This window comes from Herpetosiphon sp. NSE202, assembly GCF_042688385.1.
Lineage (GTDB): Bacteria > Chloroflexota > Chloroflexia > Chloroflexales > Herpetosiphonaceae > Herpetosiphon.
Genome location: NZ_JBHUPY010000029.1, coordinates 12,923 through 33,759 on the forward strand (window position 1 = coordinate 12,923; position 20,837 = coordinate 33,759).

General features: G+C 49.8%; 2 protein-coding genes. Both read right to left on the bottom strand.

The features are described from left to right. Positions 1 to 2: 2 nt before the first annotated feature. The gene (locus tag ACFMKP_RS24330; protein WP_382296309.1) at positions 3 to 8,504 is read right to left on the bottom strand and encodes an amino acid adenylation domain-containing protein; all 8,502 of its coding nucleotides are present in this window, start codon (positions 8,502 to 8,504) and stop codon (positions 3 to 5) included. After that, the gene (locus ACFMKP_RS24335) at positions 8,497 to 20,205 is read right to left on the bottom strand and encodes an amino acid adenylation domain-containing protein (RefSeq protein WP_382296311.1); all 11,709 of its coding nucleotides are present in this window, start codon (positions 20,203 to 20,205) and stop codon (positions 8,497 to 8,499) included. Before ACFMKP_RS24335 ends, ACFMKP_RS24330 begins: the two co-directional genes overlap by 8 nt. Between the last annotated feature and the right edge of the window lie 632 nt (positions 20,206 to 20,837).

Sequence of the window (20,837 nt, forward strand, 5' to 3'; positions counted from 1 at the left end):
GACTACTTTCTCCCCTTTGAACGTTGTTGTTTGGCTTGGCGCTGGCGTTCAGCTCGTTCACGCACTTTATCGAAATTGGCAGCCGTATTGGTTGCATTGCTGCCGAGTTTTTCGGCCAAACTTGCTACCGTGGGATAGCGGAAAAGATCGACCAGTGAAATATCAATAGCAAGCACCTCGCGCAATTTGGTTCGGGCTTGCACAATCAGCAATGAGCTGCCGCCAAGTTCAAAGAAATTATCGTGAAGGCCAACTTGCTCAACCTGAAGCACTTGTTGCCAAATTGCCGCAATCGCTTGCTCAGTTGGGCTTTCGGGGGCGATATAGCTGGCTTGCACACTTGGTCGCGTGCTGCTTGGAGCTGGCAACGCCTTGCGATCAACTTTGCCATTTGGCGTAAGTGGCAAGCTATTGAGCAGGCTAAAACTTGCTGGCAGCATATATTCTGGTAAGCGATTTTTTACCCATGTGCGCAAATCGCCGCTGGTGAGGCTGCGTTGCGGTGGCGCAGGCAAGATGCTCACTGGTTGCGCCAACAACGGTGAATCGGCAGCAACCCGCCGCGCATACAGCATATACACATACACGCCAGGTTCACCAGCTTGGGCTTCGGCAACCGCAAAATCTTCAACCACAATCGCGAAATGCTGCTGTTTGAGCATCGTAATGATCTGCTCAAGATTTTCGCGATTGTCGATTTCTAGCACGATTTGCTGAATTTTGAGCCAATCAGCCTGCTTAATCCCCATCAATACATCAACTTCGGCTTTTTCAACGTCAATCTTGAGCAAATCAATCCGTTCGATCTGTTGCTCGGCAATGACCTCAGAGAGCGTTCGGAGTTGGCATTGATAGGTTTCGCTGGCAAGTTGGGTATCTAAAATTGCATCAAGCTCGGTTTCTTCGAGCACAACGCTGGTGCCTTGGGCATCAACTTGGCGCAGATCGCTCAAAATAATCGATTTGGTTATTTGACGATCCAAACCAGTCTCAGAATACCGTCCCGATAAGCCTGCCATTTCAGGATAGAAGGTGAACTCGGTTGTTTCGGCCTTATCCGACAAACCAAACGGGAAGATCCGACTTTCTAAGCCGTAGTAGCGAATATTGGCTTCGAGCACTGCAAAGGTTGGCGGAATTGGCTCGAAGGCGTAGAGTTTGAGCTGTTTGGCATACATATTGGCAAATAACTCGAAGAAGCCAATGTTGGCTCCAACATCAAAAACACAATCACCATCGTGTAATTCGATGCCATGCTTAAGATACATCGCCTCCTCGATAACTTCACGATAGCCTGCGTTGGCTTGCAAATCGCTGAGATAGGCGATGTTCATTCCATTTGGCAGGGTATAGCGCCGATGTTGTTCAAATAATTGGTTAGCTTGGGCCTCGTTGAGCGCTGGTTGCAATGGCGCGAGAATTTTGTGGGTTGGCACAATATAGGCTGCCAAGCGTTGATTCTCCGCTTCATCACGGGCAACAACAATCGCTTGTTCAACCAGCGGGTGCTGTTCAAGCACCGCTTCAATTTCCCCAAGCTCAATCCGATAACCTTGCAATTTGACTTGGTAATCGATCCGACCAAGGAATTCGAGGGTGCCATCGCGGCGATAGCGTGCGCGATCGCCAGTGCGATACATGCGACTACTAAGTTCTGGGCTGAATGGATTCGGCACAAAACGCTCAGCTGTCAGTTCAGGCCGTTCTAAATAGCCCCGTACGACCCCATGGCCAGCGATATACAACTCGCCTGCAATTCCGAGCGGTACCGGTTGTTGATAGCGATCAAGAATATAGATTGCTGTGTTGGCAATCGGGCGACCAATTGAAATTTGCTCGGTTTCTTGGCCACTGACTTCATAGCTGCTTGACCAAATCGTGGTTTCGGTTGGCCCGTACATATTATGAAGTTGACCATTGATCAACAGCTTGAGTTGATCTGCTAAATTAAGCGGTAAGGCCTCGCCGCCAAGCAATACGTGATCAAGCGTGCCTAAAATCTGCGCTGCTTCCGGCTCTGAGAGCAGCATCCGAGCTAAGGCAGGAGTACATTGGAGATGCGAAACTGCATGGGTTTGAATTTGAGCCAAGACGGAATAATCGCCTATTGGCTCGGCGCTCGGCAGTGTGGCGTGGGTTGGGTTGCTGCGTTCGCGCAGCACACTGAGATGCTGAAGATTTGCCAACACGTCGTCTGTAGCAACCCCAAAATCGATTAAACAGCCCACTTCATCAACCCCGACAGCCTTCAAGCGATTGACCATAGCCAAACAATGCTCAGGCGTGCCAAACAAGCTGCTGGTGGCAAAATAGCGATCAAACGCTTGGGCGAGGATGAATTCCTCTTCCTCGGCGCTAAAATCGTTGGTTTCGCGATCATGGCCAAGGCTGCGGGCAAGATTTTTCCACAAATCAATTGATGAGCGTAGGTAGCGATAAAATGGCTGACGAACGGTTTCCCGAATCGATTCTAGCGGTTGATCGCTCACGAAGGTATGCACCATGAGCGTGACGCAACCGCGACCTGGATGGCCATGCTCCTGCCATGCTTGGCGATAAATTGCAATTTTCGCTTGTAAATCTTCGACGCTTTGCCCAAGCAAGTGGGTCAGCATATTGGCCCCGGCTTCACCGGCCATGCGGAAGGTTTCCGGGCTGCCACCTGCGGTGACCCAGAAGGGTAATTCTGCTTGGATTGGCTGCGGATAAATGCGCACGGCTACATCATTGCCATTGCCGCCAACAAAGGTTTGGGCATCACCGCGCCATAAACTGCGCACGGTGTTAATATCCCTGAACATAATGTCTTTGCGTTCGTGATAATTAGCTGGAGCTAAGACAAAATCATCAGCATGCCAGCCAGAGGCAAACGATACCCCAACCCGGCCTTTGGAGATGTTATCAACCACTGACCATTCTTCCGCCACCCGCAGCGGATGCTGCAAGGGCAAAACCACGCTGCCAGCCCGAATTTGAATACGCTCGGTAACGGCAGCAATTGCCGCCCCAACCACTGATGGATTCGGATAGAGTCCACCAAACGAATGGAAGTGCCGTTCGGGAGTCCAAACTGCCGTAAAACCATGCTGGTCGGCAAATTTCGCTCCTTCGAGTAACAGCCGATATTTATCCTGGGGATCTTGCCCAGTGTCACTCGCAAAATAGAACAAACTAAAGTCTAATGCTTGGCTATTGGTGCTCGGTTCAGCAGAGGCGGTTGGGTTGCGCGCAAGGTCTGGTTGAAGAACGACCTTAAAGCCACGAGTCAATGTCCATAATAATTCCAAGACTGAAATATCGAAGGCCATACTCGTTACTGCTAGCCAAGTCCCTTGCTGTTCAGTGCCAAGCCGTTGATCCATGCCAACGAAGAAATTAATTGCATTGTCATGGCCAACCATAACCCCCTTGGGCTTGCCCGTTGAGCCAGAGGTATAAATCACATAGGCCAAATCGCTTGCCAAAACATGCTGCTCAGGATTGGGCGCGGCATGAGCGTGGGTATTGCTATCGACAACGATGCTCATTTGAGTGCTCGCCAAGCGCTGGTGCAGATGTGACTGGGTAAGCACCAGCGCCGTTTGGGCATCGGCTAGCATAAAGTCCACGCGTTCGGCGGGATAGTTCGGATCGAGTGGTAAGTAGGCAGCGCCGGTTTTCAAAATAGCTAGCATGGCGATAACCATCTCGAGCGAACGTTCCATATAGATGCCAATAATCGAGCGCTGCGTTAGCCCCAAGCCTAAAATCTGCGCTGCAAGGGCATTGGCTTGCTGATTGAGTTCGGCATAACTCAAACTATGCTGTTGATAGACCAAGGCTGTTGCCTGCGGTTGTTGCCTGACCTGTGCTTCAAAAAGTTCATGGATTGTTGTCTGCTGAACATACTCAGTCTGAGTTGCGTTCAATTCATGCAAAACATACTGTTGTTCTGCATCACTCAACAAGCCCAACTGATTAATTGCTTGATCAGGATTGGCCACAATCGCTGCTAAAAGATTCTGCATGTGCTGAGCCATTTGAGCGATAGTGGCGTGACTGAAGAGATCTTGGTTATATTCGAAGCTTGCCCGCAGCCCTGTTTGGGTTTCAACCATAGTCAAGGTCAGGTCGAATTTGGCAGTTGTATAGTCGGCGGGCAGCGCTGTTACCTGCACATCAGGCAAGTCCCAGTTAAATTGGTTGTCGTGCTGCAATACAAACATCACTTGGAACAAGGGCGAACGACTCAGATCGCGCTCTGGTTGCAAGGCATCAACAACTTTTTCGAAGGGAAGATCTTGGTGCGCATAGGCTTGAAGCGCGGTTTCGCGTACCCGCTTGAGCACCTCACGGAAACTTGGATTGCCCGCTAAATCACCACGAATAACCAACATGTTGAGGAAGAAGCCAAATACCTGCTCTAGTTGGGCATGATGGCGATTGGCGATTGGCGTGCCTACTGCAAAATCCGCCTGGCCACTATAGCGATAGAGCAAGGTTTGGAATGCCGCTAATAAGGTCATAAACAAGGTGCTACCTTCGTGGCGGCTCAACCCTTTCAATTCACCAACCAGTTGCTCGGCGAGATTAAAGTGATACAACGCCCCACGGAAGTTTTGCACGAATGGCCGTGGATAGTCGGTCGGCAAATCAAGGGTCGGCAAATGCGCAAGCTGTTGTTGCCAGTAACCAAGCTGTTGCTCAAGGACTTCTGCTTGGAGCCATTGGCGTTGCCACTGGGCAAAATCAGCATACTGCACCGCCAATGCAGCCAATGCTGCTGGTTGTTGTTGCTGGGCTGCGCGATACAATTGGCTTAATTCGCGCCGCAGAATATCGATCGACCAAGCATCAGCCACAATATGATGCAATGCTACGAGTAATAGCTGCTCGGTGTCGCTCAACCGAACGACACTAATCCGCAGCAGCGGCCCGTTAATCAAATCAAATGGTGTTTCGGCAAGAGTTTGGATTGCCGCTTGCGCCGCTTGATCTTGTTCGCTGATTGGATAATGGCGCAGATCGACCAGTTTGAAATTGAGTGGCAAACGGTCATGGATGATTTGGATTGGTTGATTTGCGCTCAATCCAAAGGTTGTGCGTAAGATTTCATGGCGCTGCACAAGCATTGCAAAGCTGTGTTCAAGGGCAGCGAGATCAAGTTTACCTTCAAGCCGCAGGTTATAGGTTAAATGGTAGACCGAACTCTGCGGATCAAGCTGGTGCAAAAACCATACTCGCTCTTGGGCAAACGACAGTGCTAAATCCTGATTACGATCAGCAGGAAGCAAGCGCATTGGTTGATTGCTCGCTTGTTGTTGCGCAATATAGCGAGCCAAGCCCGCAGCTGTTGGAAATTCAAAGAGACTTCGAATTGGCACGTTGAGCATAGTGAGGTCACTTAATCGGGCAATAACCTGAATTGCCAGCAATGAGTGGCCGCCAAGTTCAAAGAAATTTTGATGAATTCCAACCTGCTGCCGATCAAGCACCGCACTAAAAACATCAGCTACAATCGTTTCAAGCGGGCTGCGGGCAATGGCTGTATCCGCCAGTTCGCTCGCTGCGACCACGGGCTGTGGCAAGGCGCGGCGATCAAGTTTGCCGTTCGCGGTTAATGGCAGATTCGCCAGCTCGATATAAGTCACTGGAACCATATACTCTGGCAAACGTTGCTGTAAAAACTGGCGTACATCTGCCTGATCAATCCCCATTGACTCGTTTGGAACGCTATAGGCAACTAGTTGCTGCTCATAGGCAACCACAACGCTCTCGCGAACCGCTGGATATTGGCGTAAAACAGCTTCGATTTCAGCGAGTTCAACCCGAAAACCGCGAATTTTAACTTGCTGATCAATACGCCCCACATACTGAATCGTCCCATCGTGATTGATCCGCGCTAAATCGCCAGTGCGATAGAGTTTGCTCGCTGGCGACCAAGGATTTGCAATGAAGCGTTGGTTCGTTAACTCTGACCGATGGAGATAGCCTTGGCTCACATTGGCTCCGCCAATATAGAGTTCGCCGGCAACACCCTGTGGTACTGGCTGCAATGCTTGATCAAGCAGATAAATTTGGGTGTTGGCAATTGGCCGCCCGAGGGGTGCGTAATCGCCAAACGGTTCAGCCAACGCTGCACGCAGATCATGGGTAATCACCCCAATTGTGGTTTCGGTTGGCCCATAGTGATTGAAGATCTGGCAATCGGGTGCGAGTTCGTGAATTTTGTGAATCAGGCTCCACGCTGCCGATTCGCCGCCAAGAATTAAGCCACGGCGCGGCAGGAGATCGCCATGCTCATACGCTTTCAATAGGGCTGCAAGGTGTGAGGGAACGAGTTTGAGATAATCGATTTGCTGCTGGCGGAAATAATCAGCCAAGCCATGTGCATCACGAATCCGTTCGTCGGAAATAATGTGCAAACATCCGCCGCTGGCCCAAGCTCCAAAAATCATCGTATTGCCAAGATCCGCCGCAATCGTTGAGACGGTGGCAAAATTGGCCTGAGCCGCGAAATTGAAGCGTGCTTGAATCGCTTGAACATAATTATCCAGTTGCCGATGGGCTACGGCAACACCCTTGGGCGTGCCAGTTGAGCCAGAGGTAAAAATAATGTAGGCCAGATCATCGGGATGGTTGGTCTGGGGCAATGCCTGGGTTGGTGCCTGTTTGATTGCTGGCAGATCAAGCGCCAAACTTGTTGCCTGTTCCCACATGCCAGCAACTGCCCGATCAGTAATTACGAGCTGACACTGCGCTTCTTGCAGCATCAGATTGATCCGTTCGCTTGGAAGTTTCGGATCGATTGGTAGATATGCTCCGCCAGCTTTGAGGATTCCCAAGATCGCAATTGCAAGCTCAAGCGAGCGTTCAAGGCAAATTGCAACCGGTGTATTTGCGCCAACACCCTGCTGCTGAAGATACCACGCAAGCTGGTTGGCTTGGTGATCAAGCTCCTGATAGGTGAGCGCTTGGTTTTCAAATACGACCGCTGGGGTATGTGGTTGCGCCAATGCGTGAGCTTCAAAACGTTGCTGAATTGGGCGCACTTCCCCAAAATCAACAGCGGTTTGGTTCAAATCGCCTATGAGATAGTCGAATTCTGCTGTACTAAGTAATGGCAATTCAGCAATTGTTTGCTGTGGATTCGCACGAATCGCCTGGAGCAGGTTATTAAAATGCTGCGCCATCTGCTCAATGGTGGTTGTGGTAAATAGATCGCGGTTGTACTCAAAGGTTGCTGCTAAACCATTGGCTGTTTCTTCTAGCGTCAGCGTCAGATCAAACTTGGCTAAGCCACGATCAAGCTCGATCGGGCTGAGGCTCAGTTGCCCAAGGTCAACACTTGGCATGGGGGTATTTTGCAGCACCAGCATCACTTGGAAAAGCGCTGAGTGGCTTAAATTACGCTCAATATTTAGCTCTTTGACCAACATTTCAAACGGTAGATCTTGATGCTCGTACGCCGCCAAGGTTGTGGCGCTGACTTGTTGCAACAAACTGCTAAAGGATTGCTCTGGGTTAATCTGGCTGCGTAACACCAAGGTATTGACAAAGAAGCCAATCAATTCTTCAATTTCGGCTTGGTTACGATTGGCAATCGGGGTGCCAACCAGCAGATCAGTTTGGTTAGTATAGCGATAGAGCAAGGTGTTAAAGCTTGCTAACAGGGTCATAAACAAGGTTACGCCATGCTGCCGACTGAGATCGTGCAACCCTTGGGTAAGATCGGGATCAATCGTCCAATTGAAGCGTGCGCCGTTAAACGATTGCACTGCTGGCCGAGGATAATCCAATGGCAAGGCAAGCTGGTTTGGTGCATCGGCCAACGCTGAACGCCAATACGCCAATTGTTCAGCTAAGACTTCACCTGCCAAATACTCCTGCTGCCAGAGCGTAAAATCGGCATATTGAATTGCCAATTCAGGTAAGCGCGGGCTATAGCCACCACACGCTGCATGATAGGCTTGCGTCAGTTCACGCAACAGCACCCCAATCGACCAGCCATCAGCAGCGATATGGTGAATTGTGAGGACGAGCCAATGTTCTTGCGGTTGGAGTTGGATGATCAAGGCACGAACAACATGGCTCTGTTTCAAATCAAAAGGAGCTTGAATTTCTTCAAAAGCAATCTGGCGGGCAGCATGCTCACGTTCTGCAGGGGCAACCTGGGTTAGATCGTGCTGGTGTATGCTCAATGGCCGTTGGCTATGAAGCACCTGCATTGGTTGACCATTAACTACGCGATAGCTGGTACGCAAGATTTCATGGCGTTGAATAATGGTGTTTAAGCTTGTCTCAAGTGCGCCGAGATCAAGCTGCCCCGTCAAGCGAACGACTGCTGGGAGATTGTATAACGCGCTCGCTGGCTCGAACATGCTGAGAAACCACAGTCGCTGCTGGGCATAGGAGAGCGGAAACACATCACCTGTAACTTGCTCGGCCTGTTCGGCTAAGAGTACTTCGAGTAATTCACGTTTTTCTGGCGATAGTGCGTCGATATAGTCGGCAAAATCAGTCATTAATGCTTCCTTGCTGGGTAAATTTCTTCTCTTCGAGAATTTGGCTAACTTCACGCTCTGATAATTGTTCGATCTGGGCAATCGTTTGCTCAAGCTGACGTTGTGCGCGTGGCCGAGCTTGAATTTTCGGTTTGTTCTTACTTGGGCTTGCGTGGCGATCAAGCCACAGGGCTAATTCGGCAATCGTTGGTTGCTCGAAGAAAGTTCGTAACGCTAACTCAACCCCAAATCGATTGCGAATGCGGCTAACCGCTTGGGTTGATAGCAGCGAGTGCCCGCCCAATTCAAAGAAATTGTCGTGAACGCCAAGCTGTTCAAGTTCTAACAATTCTTGCCAAATCGCGACGAGCTGCTGTTCGGTTGACGTGCGAGCCGCTACGAATTCGGTATTACTCATGCGGAGGGTTTGTGGCTGAGGCAAAGCTGCAAGATCGAGTTTGCCATTGGGCAAGCTGGGCAAGCGTTCCAAAACGACGATACCATTTGGGAGCATGTAATCGGGCAACGTAGGTTTGAGGAAGGCGCGTAATTCGCTGCCATCGACGTGCATAGCTGGCTGGAGCGCCACATACCCAATGAGTTGACTGTGGTTTTGCACAATCACAACGGCTTCACGCACTGCTGGATGGTGGCGTAACGCGGCTTCAATTTCGCCTAATTCAATCCGCAGACCACGCAGTTTGATTTGCTGATCACGGCGACCAAGGAATTCGATGCTGCCATCGGCCAGATAGCGAGCCAAATCACCAGTACGGTAGAGGCGTGCGCCAGCAACGCTGCTCCATGGATGGGGAACAAAGGCTTGGGCTGTTTGACTTGGCCGCTCAAAATAGCCACGAGCCAAGCCAACGCCACCGAGATAGAGCTCACCAACGACTCCAATCGCCACTGGCCGCCCAAGCTGATCGAGAATATAGGCTTCGCTGCCGCCAATTGGCCGCCCAATTGTGATTCGTTGTTCTCGCTGATTGGGGTGACATGCTGCCATTGTGGCATCAATCGTGGTTTCAGTTGGCCCATAAATGTTGTGCAATTCAGCCGTAAGTGTTGCAAAAAATCGCGCCCGCAGTTGGGGAGTCATCGCTTCGCCACCACATGTTACTTGACGTAATGATGTGCATTCTTTCGCGTTAGGTTCAGCTAAAAAGAGTTCAAGCATTGATGGCACAAAATCAATCAAGGTTATTTGGTGTTCACGAATAGTCTGTAGCAGATACTCACTATCATGATGACCATCAGGTTTCGCCATGATCAACTGTGCTCCAGTAATGAGTGGAGTAAAAATCTCCCACACCGAAACATCAAAATTAAGTGAGGTTTTTTGCAGCAAACGATCACTGGGCACCACATGGTAGGCGTGTTGCATCCACTGGAGGCGCTGACTAATCGCGCTATGGCTGATCATGACCCCTTTGGGCTGACCGGTCGAGCCTGAGGTATAGATCATGTAGGCCAGCTGGTCGGGGCTGATCATAAGCTCAAGATTGGTTGTGGGGTATTGGTCGCCTAAATCGCGATCAACACAAATCACATTGAGCTGTGTTTGCTGATCTGGAAGTGCGGCAACAACCTCGCGTTGGCTTAATACGACGCTTAACTTGGTATCGGTAATAATGTAGGCTAAGCGTTCAGCGGGATATGCTGGGTCAAGCGGTACATAGGCGGCTCCGGCTTTGAGAATTGCCAGCAATGCCACCACCAAATCAACTGAGCGCAACATACACACGCCAACAAAGCTATCAGGTTGTAAGCCCTGCGCTCGTAGACAATGCGCCAGCTGATTAGCCCGTTGATTGAGTTGGGCATAACTTAGGCGCGATTGGGCATCGATCACCGCAATTGCCTGACTATTCTGTGCGACTTGCGCCTCAAATAAGCTATGCACGTTGTGTTCGGATGGCTTGATGCTATGCTGATGGTTCCACGTATAGAGCAATTGCTGTTGCTCATCGTGGCTCAAGAGATCGAGATATTTAATCGGTGTCGTTGCGTTGGCAACAATCGCAAGCACCAGATGCTTGAAATGCTGGCTCAACCGTTCAATTGTTGTGGGTGCAAACAGATCAGTATTGTATTCCCAATAGCCAACTAAGCCATTGGCGGTTTCTTCAAGCGCCAAGGTCAGATCAAATTGGGCAGTTGTTTGGGCAAAATCCACCCGTTCTAGGCGTAGATGCTCCAAATTGCTTAAACTGGCTGGGGTGTTATGCAACACAAACATCACTTGGAACAATGGGTTTCGGCTAAGATCGCGTTGCGGTTGGAGCACTTCCACCAATTTTTCAAAGGGCGTATCTTGGTGCGCATACGCGTCGAGCGTTGTCGCACGAATGTTGGTCAGCAATTGTGCAAAACTTAAGTGCTCATCAATGTCGCTTCGTAATACCAAGGTATTGACAAAAAAGCCAATTAAATCCTCGGTTGCAGGGCGATTGCGATTGGCAATTGGTGAGCCAACGCAAATATCACGTTGCCCACTATAGCGTGCCAACACGATCTTGAAGGCTGCCAACAAACTCATGAACAGGGTTGCGCCCGCCTCACGGCTCAGGGTTTGTAAGGCTTGGGTCAGGTTTTGGTCAAGCTCGATCGCAAGGCTGCGGCCATTGGTGGTTTGTAATGCTGGGCGAGGGTAATCGGTTGGCAAATTGAGCGTACTCAAATTGGCTAACTGCTGTCGCCAATAGGCAAGTTGCTGGTCAAGCACACTCCCGCGCAGCCAGTTGCGTTGCCAACTTGCCACATCCGCATACTGAATTGGCAACGGCTGAAGCATTGCCGAGTGGTCTTGGCAATAAGCCTGATAGAGCTGCATTGCTTCGCGAACAAAGACGCTCATCGACCAGGCATCTGAAATAATGTGATGCATAATCAGCACGAAGAAATGCTCATCCGGCTTCAATCGGACTAAGCCACAACGCAACAGTGGGCCTGTGCTTAAATCAAAGGGGGCTTGTTGTAGTTCAGCGACAATTTGTTCACAGGCAGCCCGCTGCGCATCAGGTGCAACTGCTTGAATATCGTAGTTTTGCAGTTCAAGCGCCGAGTAGGGCAAAATACCTTGGGCAGGCTGATCGTTATCGAGCACAAAGATTGTTCGTAAGCCTTCGTGGCGTGCCACAAGCGCGTTCAAGCTCGCTTGGAGTGCCGCTTGATTAAGGCTCCCAACCAGACGTACCGCCATTGGAATAATATAGCTACTGTTGTGGGGGGCAAGCTGGTGCAAAAACCACAGCCGTTCTTGAGCAAATGAGAGTGGAAAATAGGCTTGCGCTCGGCTGAGCGCTTGAATTTCAGGCTCCTCCTGATGAGCCTGAATCGCCATGATGCGGGCAGCTAAGGCTGTGGCAGTTGGGGCTTCAAAAATCAAGCGAAGCGGTACATCACGGTTCAACATGCTGCGCAACCGCCCAATGACTTGGGTTGCAAGCAACGAATGGCCACCCATGCTAAAGAAATTGGCATCGACGCTAAGTTGGCCTAGCCCTAAAACCTGACTCATCGTATTAACTACCATCTCTTCGAATGGATGTTGTGGCGCTACGAAATGATCTGCAATCCAGAGTGGATTTACTGATTTTGGCAGCGCTTTGCGGTCAATTTTGCCATTAGCAGTGTGTGGCAATGCTGGCAAGAGCATAATTACTGCTGGCAGCATATAGTCTGGAAGCTGCTCGGCCAGTCGTTGACGCAACATTTGTTCGCTGAGATTTCCAGAGTTGGTGGCACAATATGCGACCAATTGCGGCCCACTTGGGGCTTGATCAACAATCACAACACACTCGTCAATGCTTGGTTGATGGCGTAAGCAGGCTTCAATCTCACCAAGTTCAATCCGAAAACCGCGAACTTTAACCTGATGATCAACCCGGCCGAGGAATTCAAGCTCCCCATTTGTTCGATAGCGCACGAGATCGCCAGTACGATACAGTCGCGCTCCGGCTTGGATGCTCCAAGGATTGGGTACGAATTTTTCGGCAGTCAAATCAGGCCGATTGAGGTAGCCCCGCGCCACTCCAGCCCCACCGAGATAGAGTTCGCCAACCACACCTTGGGCAACTGGCTGCTGATAGCGATCAAGCACATAGGCTTGGGTGTTGGCAATTGGCCGCCCAATTGCCGGGGCTTGCACTCCATCGGCAGCAATCAGGGCATAGGTTGAATAGGTTGTATCTTCCGAGGGGCCATATAAGTTGTACAAGCGTTCAACTTGAGTTTCGGCATAAATTTCCTGAGCTAAAGCTTGAGGCAATGGCTCTCCAGCGAGATTAATTGTCATAACGCTGGTTGGAATCGCATGCTGGCGGACTAATTCTGCTAAGGCCGAGGGAACCGTGTTGATCAAACTGACATGGTGAGCAGCTGGCAGATTAATGAGATCAAGCGCGTTTTGTGCCAAAATTACCGTTCCGCCAACGCTCAGTGGCAAGAAGAGCTCAAAAATTGATAAATCAAAGCAGATGGAGGTGGCAGCCAGCACACCTGCCAATTCCGCCGAGCTAAATTGGGTTTTTGCCCATTCAATCAATGCGACCGCATTGGCATGGCTAATTGCTACCCCTTTTGGTTTGCCAGTCGAGCCTGAGGTATAAATTAAGTAGGCCAATTGGGTCGCGTTGATCTGAACCGCTGGAGCTGTTGTCGGCAATCTGCCTCCATGCGCCTCAAGCTGTTCAAGCACCAACATATGACAATTTTCAAGCGCGACAGTGGCTTGAACTGCTGCATGGGTTAGTACCAGCTGCGCCTGTGCATCATCAACCATTAATTGGAGACGGCTTAGTGGATAGGTTGGGTCAAGCGGGAGATAGGCTGCACCAACTTTAAGAATTGCCAGCAAACAGATCAGCAGATCACGGTTACGCTGAACGCATACCCCGATGCGCTGCTCTGGCTGCACTCCTTGACTCAGCAAATAATGGGCAAGTTGATTTGCCTGCTGCTCAAGATCGTGATAGCTGAGCGCATCCGAGCCATCAAGCACGGCAATTGCATGCGGTGTGCGCTGGGCTTGCTGTGCGATGGCGGTGTGTAAGCCTTGATCATGCTGATAGTGGTAATCGGTCGCATTCCAAGTGTGCAATAATCGCTGGAGTTCGGGCTTGGGTAATGTTACGAGTTTGGAAAGCGGCTGAGTCGGCTGTTGCACAACTGCATGCAGGATGGCGACAAAATGTTCGGCCATGCGTTGAATCGTGCTGGCATCAAACAAGCTCGTATTATATTCAATCCAGCCTTTTAGGCCGGTTTTGGTTTCCTCAAGCGTAAAGGTCAGATCAAATTTTGCGGTTTGATTGTGCCAATCAAGAATCTCTACCCCAACGTCAGGTAAGGTTAAGCTGCGTGGCGGCGTATTTTGAAGCACACAAAGCACTTGAAATACTGGCGTGTAACTTAAACTGCGTTCAAGCTGAAGCGATTCGACCACCCGTTCAAAGGGCAGATCTTGATGCGTATAGGCCTCAAGCATGGTGTGGCGGATATTCGCCAGCAATTGATTAAACGATTGTTGCGGATCAAGGTTTGTGCGAATTGCCAAGGTATTAACAAAGCAGCCGATCAATGATTCTAATGCGGCATCTTGCCGATTAGCAATCGGCGTTCCGATCACCAGATCAGCCTGGTTGCTTAGCCGATGTAACAGCAGATTCAACCCTGCCATAAGCACCATAAACAAGGTTGCATCCTGCGTTTTGGCCAGTTCATGCAGGTGTGGTGTCAACGCCTGCAAGGTTGGGATGGCAATTTGCGCCCCTTGAAATTGCTGGGTCGGGCTGCGTGGATAATCGGTTGGCAGTTCTAAGAGCGAGGGAGCGTTAGCTAATTGGTGTTGCCAATACGCCAACGCTGGTGCAAGGTACCCTTGATCCAATACCTGTGCTTGCCAAAGCGCAAAATCGGCATAGTGTAGCTGGAGTTCAGCCTTTGCCATTGGCTGATTGTTGACATAATTGGTATAAAGGCTGCGTAATTCATCGATCAGCACCCCAATCGACCAACCATCACAGACAATATGATGCAGCACTACCAGCAGCACATATTCAGCCTCAGCAGTTTGAATCAGTTGAGCGCGAATCAAGAGATCATGAGCTAAATCGAATGGTTGGTTGCCTACCTGCAAGAAACGCTGATAGATTGTTGCGGCTTGTTCTGCCTGGGTTAAGCGCTGAAGATCAATATACTCTGGGCTGAGCGAGCGTTCTTGATGGATGATTTGATAACTACCATCGGCATCGCTGACAAAGTTTGTGCGGAGAATTTCATGGCGTTGGATGATGCCATTCAGCGCATACGTTAACGCTTGCTGATTGAGCTGGCCTGAGAAGCGCACTGCTGCGGGAACAGTATAGGCAGCGGTTGCCGTATCAATTTGATCAATCAACCAGAGGCGTTGTTGCGCTGAGGCCAATGGCAGCCGCTTTGGCCGGGGTTGCGCAGCAAGGCGGGGCAAAGCTAGTTGATTTGGCTGCGCCATCTGATCAAGCCGTAGCGCCAATTCGCCAATCGTTGGCGCTTCAAAGAGCAACGCCAATGGAATAGCCTGATTAATCTGTGCGCGCAGCCGTGCAAGCACTTGGGTTGCCAACAATGAGTGACCGCCAAGCTCAAAGAAATGACTTTCACGCCCAAGCTCGTTGGTTTGCAGCAATTCTTGCCAAATTTGGGCGATTTGCTGCTCAATCGGGTTTGCCAAAGGCGTTAATGGGGCTTGTTCAAGCGGAATTAACCGATGCAATTGGCGCTGATCGATTTTGCCGTTGCTGGTTATCGGCATAGAATCCAGTTCGATAATCCGGGCTGGAATCATATAGGCAGGCAAGCGTTGCTTGAGCCATTGTTGCAGGCTTTGTTGATCAACGGTGCTCTTTGCTTGGCTAACCACAAACGCAATCAAGCGCTTGGTTGTCGCTTGATCAACCAGCACAATTGCTTGTTGAATGCTCGGATATTGATGCAATTGGGCTTCAATTTCCCCAAGCTCAATCCGGAAGCCGCGAATTTTGACTTGCACGTCGCGCCGCCCAACGAACTCTAACTGACCTTGTAGGTTGTAGCGTGCCAAATCGCCAGTTCGATATAAGCGTGAGCCACGTTCTTCACCCCAAGGATTGGGAATAAAGGCTTCGGCGGTTTTGCCGGGCTGATTGAGATAGCCCCGCGCAAGGCTTGAGCCACCAAGATACAGTTCGCCAACCACCCCTTGCGGCACAAAATTGAGCGCTTGATCGAGCACAAAGGCTTGGCTATTGCTGATTGGCCGACCAATGCTTGGCCGTTTGTGGGTTGTTGCATCAGCCCAAACGCTGCCCGATGTGCTGACAACCGTATTTTCGGTTGGGCCATAATTATTGACCAACTGGAATGGCAAGGCTGCGCTTGGATAAAGCTGTAAGGTATCGCCGCCAGTTAATAGCCAACGCAAGGCAGTTTGGCGCGGCCACTCGAATTGCACCAATTGCTCGGCGAGCGGTGTCGGCATAAAACTGATCGTAATCTGTTCGGCCAAGAGCCATTGATGCAGTTGGTGGGCATCGGTTCGCAGGCTATCAGCAACAATAACCAACGCTGCGCCACTGCTAAGATATGGCCATGTTTCCCAAACTGAAGCATCAAAGGCGATACTTGCCAACAACGTTGCTCGATCATGCGGCGTAATCTGAAACGCTGATTGATGCCAAGCGATCAAATTGCATAAACTTTGGTGTTCAACCGCAACCCCTTTGGGCTGGCCAGTTGAGCCAGAGGTATAAATGACATAGGCTAATTGGTGCGGATCAATCAGTAGGCCTGGGTTGTGATGGGGCTGTGCTTGCCAATGATCCTGATCGACGACCAAGCAGGCTAGCTCATGGTGATTAAACTGATCGCGCAAGCGTTGATCGGTTATGACTAACCGCACATTTGCATCGGCTAGAATAAACTCAACCCGTTCTTGGGGATAGGTTGGATCGATTGGAACATAGCTTGCCCCCGCCTTGAGAATGGCGAGCATACTGATGATCAGGTTAATCGACCGATCAAGATACAACGCTACCCGCATTTCCGGCTGAATGCCTTGAGCGATCAACCAATGAGCCATATGGTTGGCCTGTTGATTGAGCATTTGATAGCTTAGCCAATCCTCTGCATGGTGAATTGCAATGCTGTGAGGCTGCTGGTGCGCCCAAAATTCGACCGCTTCATGCACCAAACGCTGCTGCTGATGCGGTTGTTTCGCGCCAGTAGCTTGGGCTTGGATCGCTGTTTGCTCGGCGTGATTGAGTATTGCTCCATGGGCTAAAGGTTGATCTGGTTGCGCTAAACAAGCCGTCAACAAGGCGCTGAAATGGCGTTGCAATTGTTGGATCGTTGCTTCACTCAAGCGGTCGGTTGCGTATTCCCAAACCCCAGCAAAGCCATCTGGTAATTCAAGCATTCGTAAGACTAGATCGAATTGAGCATGCTGCGAATCAAGCGAATATGGCTCAAGCACCACATCATGCAGCGCTAAACGAGCCTCAGGAACCCCGAATATCAACGCTGATAGCTGGCTTTCAGTGTGCATGCGAGCGGTTTCCAAGGTAAACATCGTTTGGAAAATCGGCGAATGCGACTGACGATCTGGCTGAAGTTGCTCAACCAACAGATTAAAGGGGTAGTCTTGATGATTAAATGCAGCGAGACTGGTTTGACGAATTGTTTGGACAAATTCAGCAAAGCTTTGGGTTCGCCGTATCGTTGAACGAAGGCTAATTGGATTGACGAAATAGCCGACAGCCTGCTCAAGCTGGCGTTGTGTTCGCCCAGCAGTTGGTGAACCAACAATCAAATCGTTGTCGCCTGTATAGTGATGGAGCAACAATTTGAAGCTCGCCAATAACACCATATAGGGAGTAACGGCATGCGTTTTGGCAAATTGCTTAAGCGTTTGGCTTTGGGCTAGGCTCAGTTTGAAGCGAAACTGCTGGCTTGCAGCAATAGTATGCGGTAGTCGGGTCTGATCACTTGGTAGATTCAGTACCGGCAATTGATCACCGAGCTGGTGCTGCCAAAATTGGCGTTGTTGTTGCCCCGCTGAGCTAGCGACAAAGTGTTGTTGTAATTTGACATAATCATAATCAATAGATGTAGCAAGTTGGCTTGGTTGATTGGTTGCAAGGCTGCTATACAGGGTCATTAATTCGCGCAAGAGGATTTGCAACGACCAAAAATCCGCAATGCTATGGTGGAGACTGAGCATCGCAAGGCTTAGGGTTGTGCTTTGCTTGATAATGCGTACCCGAAATAAGCGATCATTGGCCAGATCAAATGGTGCAAGCGCTGCCTGTTGGAGCCATGCTTGGGCTAGTTCGTACTCCGGCTGCTGCTCAAGCACGTGGAAATCAGCAGTTTCGAATTCTGCTGGGTAAACAACTTGATAAAGGCTGCCAGCGCGTTGTTCCAAGCGCGTTCGGAGTGCAGCATGACGTTCGACTAAAAGCTGAACTGCCTGCTCAAAAAGGCAAATGTTGAGTGGCCCATGAATTTTAAAAGCACTGCTCAGATTGTAGGCCGCACTGGTAGGAGTACGTTGTTGTAAAAACCACAACGCTTGTTGCCCATAACTCGCTGGCCAACTATAGGGTTGATTGGCTGAAACGATCAGTGGTTCTAGCTGCTGATGCTGTGGCTGATTGGCTGATTGGAAACTTGCTTGAATTGCCGTAACAATATCGCCAACCTGTTCAGCTTCTAAAAAGAGCATCATTGGTAATTGACAATGCAAATCATGTTCAAGCTGTTGTTTCAGCTCAACTGCCATCAATGAATCAATCCCAAGGCGTGCGATATGTTGGGTTGGGTCAATCCTCGCAGGGTCAATTCGCACGGTTTGAGCGAGCCGCAACTGAACATACTGTTGTAATAATTCAGCTTGCTCAGGACTCGTGGCAGCCTGAATGGTTTGGAGGAGTTGCTCAATCTGCGCAGGATCAGGGACGTGATCAGCGTGATCCTGCTCAGGGATACTTTGGCCAAGCAACTTGAATTCTTGGTTGAGCCAGGCATGACGAGCAGCATGGCGCTGAATTTTGCCACTGGATGTTCGTGGCAAATACCCTTCATGAATCAAGCCAATCGCATAGGGGGCAAGCTCATGCTGCTCAATCAAGGCTGCCCGAATCGCATTGATCACAACATTTGGATCGACTTTGCGATCGACGCGATTAATTTCATGCACCAGCACTAAGCGTTCGTTGCCATCAAGCTCGATCGCGAAGGCTGCCCCACCATTTTCCCGCAAAGCAGGGTGACTACGCTCGGCAGTTAACTCAAGATCCTGTGGATAGACATTGCGACCTCGCACAATAATTAAATCTTTGAGTCGGCCAGTAATAAAGAGCTGGCCTTGGTGTAAAAAGCCCAAATCGCCAGTGCGTAAAAATGGGCCTTGGCCTGTAGTGGTATAGGCGTTGAAGGTTTGTTCGCTTTGCTCTGGACGATTCCAATAGCCGTGGGCAACACTTGGCCCCGCCACCCAAACCTCGCCAACTTGGTCGCTGGCACAAGCTTGTTGCGTTGTTGGCTCAACAATGATGACCTGCTGTTGACCCAAGGCTGCACCTGAACCCACCATACTGCGGGCGGTTTCTGTTGCTGTAGTTTGAACAACGTGCTGATCAAGGGCAATTGGATCAAAGGTATGGGACTCAATGAGACTGTCGCGTGCAACCCCTGTCACCATAAGGGTGGCTTCTGCAAGTCCGTAACATGGGTAAAATGCCCGGGCATTAAAGCCACAAATCCCAAAGTAATCACTGAATCTGGTTAATGTCTCAGCCCGAATGGGCTCAGCTCCATTAAACGCCACCTGCCAAGAACTGAGATCTAGTTCGGAACGTTGCTCGGGTGTTATTTTGCGCACACACAAATCGTAGGCAAAATTTGGCCCGCCGCTGGTTGTCGCTTGATTGTCGGAAATTGTTTGAAGCCAGCGCAATGGCTGCTGCAGAAAACTGACTGGTGCCATTAATGTCACGGGGAAATTGGCATAGAGCGGTTGAAGAATGCCCCCAATCAGCCCCATATCGTGATAGGGAGGCAACCAAATAACCCCGTTACTGGCTTCGCTATGCCCAAATGCGTGTTTGATTAAGCCAAGGTTGTGTAATAAGTTTGCATGACTCAACATAACGCCTTTGGGGGTTGCGGTTGAGCCAGAGGTGTATTGGAGAAATGCCAATGAATCGGCAGTAATCATGGGATCATGCCATGCGCTCGGATCGTTGAGCGTTAACGTATCGAGAGTTAAGCAATCAAGCGCCGCAAGTTCTGGCATGTAGGCAAAACTTGGCATGAACTTACTTGTTGTCAACACAATCCGCGCTTGCGAATCAGTCACAATGGCCTGTAATCGTGGCGTTGGACGGTTTGAGGCTGGTGGATAGGCGGGAACGGCAATTGCTCCAGCATATAAACAGCCAAAAAATGCGGTAATGTAGGCTAAACCTGGGCGAAAAAGGAGTAAAACGCGCTGCCCTTTGGCATTGAGTTCCTGAAGATGGCTGGCTAAAGCGCGTGCTTGACGGTCGAGCGTGGCGTAATTGAGCGTTTCAAGCTGATTAGGTTGTTCGCCAAGAAAGCTAAATCCTTCGTGGTTGATTGATTGTTCAGCCCGTTGACGCAACAAAGCAACAAGGCTTGACCATGGTCGGTCATCAGAGAAGCCAAAGGGAGACATCATTGCTCCTTCAGAGTATATTAAAATCCACTCCACTACCATGTTTGAACCAGCATCATCAGACTGCATTGTTTGATTTGTTGCGACTATGCTGGCCAAACATTCCCCCAACTATCACACTTAAGTGGGAGACGCGCACCCGAAACGCTCGTAGCAAAGAGCATGACGTAAGCATTTCCTTACGCATTTCTTTCTGATCACGAAGATCGCTACGGGCACCAATAATTCACTGTATGTTTGGTATGGTTGGAACTACGCGTATGTATTGTTGGTATCCATTTGGGTTGCTGGATACTTAAACATCATGCCTTTCTAAGGCATAAAAAAACTAAATCACTGCTTGAACAAAAATGAGGATGTGGGGCAATGGTGTCAGTTAAGCAATCGATTTAGTCTAGGTAAATCTGTTAAATCTGCTTCAATTTATGAATCGTATTATGGGCTAATACGATTCATCGCGATTTAAAAGACATTTAAATTTGATTAATAAGCTCCCCTATACTTCATCATCCAAGCCGAGAAAATTGAGCACGAGACGAAGCATTGGATTCGTATGATACTCAATTTTTACATGTATCTGTTTGATGAACACACGACGCATAACGATAGTACGTGCTTAGTAAACCATAAGAAGA